The organism is Microbacterium murale (genome assembly GCF_014635185.1).
In the GTDB taxonomy this organism is placed as follows: Bacteria; Actinomycetota; Actinomycetes; order Actinomycetales; family Microbacteriaceae; genus Microbacterium; species Microbacterium murale.
On the sequence record NZ_BMCM01000017.1, the window covers coordinates 1 to 801 of the forward strand.

Consider the following 801-nt stretch of genomic DNA (forward strand, 5'->3'; position numbering starts at 1 on the left):
TGTCATCATGCCCAAAGCGTTTCCCAAAGAGTTTCGTGACGACGTCGTGCGCGTCGCCCGCAATCGCGAGCCCGGTGTGACGATCGAGCAGATTGCGAAAGACTTCGGTGTCCATGCGGTGACGTTGCATAAGTGGTTGCAGCGCGCGGCGGTCGATGATGGGGCGAAGCCCGGTGTGACGCGGAGTGAGGCCGTGGAGTTGCGGGAAGCGCGTCAGAGGATTCGGCTGCTGGAGCAGGAGAATGAGGTTCTGCGACGGGCGGCGGCGTATCTGTCGCAGGCGAACCTGCCGGGAAAAGGTTCTACCCGCTCGTGACAGAGCTCGCCGCATCGGGGATCCCCGTGACGGTGACGTGCCGGGTATTGAAGCTTGCTCGTCAGCCGTACTACCGATGGCTGGCTGACCCCATCACGGCCAGCGAGGTGGTCGAGGCATATCGGGCGAATGCGTTGTTCGATGCGCACCGTGATGACCCTGAATTCGGCCACCGGTTGCTCGCGGACGAGGCACGTGACGCTGGGGAATCGATGGCAGACCGGACGGCGTGGCGGATCACGGCCGCGAACGGCTGGTGGAGCGCGTTCGGGAAGAAGCGGGGCAAGAACGGCAAGAAGCCCGGCCCGGCTGTTCACGACGATCTCTGCACGGTCACCGACGAGAAGGGGCGGGTCCGGCACGAGTTCACCGCGGACGCCCCGAATCAGCTCTGGCTCACCGACATCACCGAGCACAAAACGACTTGAGTTCCAGCCATCGTCGCAACACTCCGATCGAGGAGTGAGTGTGATGGCTATACGAGC

2 protein-coding genes are annotated in these 801 nt (G+C 63.4%); both read left to right on the plus strand.

Annotated features, from left to right (window positions below; all coding sequences use genetic code 11):
• Positions 1–316 (plus strand): transposase (locus tag IEV67_RS19070; protein WP_229703379.1); only part of this gene is annotated, 316 nt, incomplete at its 5' end.
• Positions 313–744 carry a hypothetical protein gene (locus IEV67_RS18880; protein ID WP_188438259.1) on the plus strand — a complete coding sequence of 144 codons (432 nt, stop codon included), beginning with the start codon at positions 313–315 and terminating at the stop codon, positions 742–744. The genes IEV67_RS19070 and IEV67_RS18880, both read left to right, overlap by 4 nt.
• Positions 745–801: the final 57 nt, after the last annotated feature.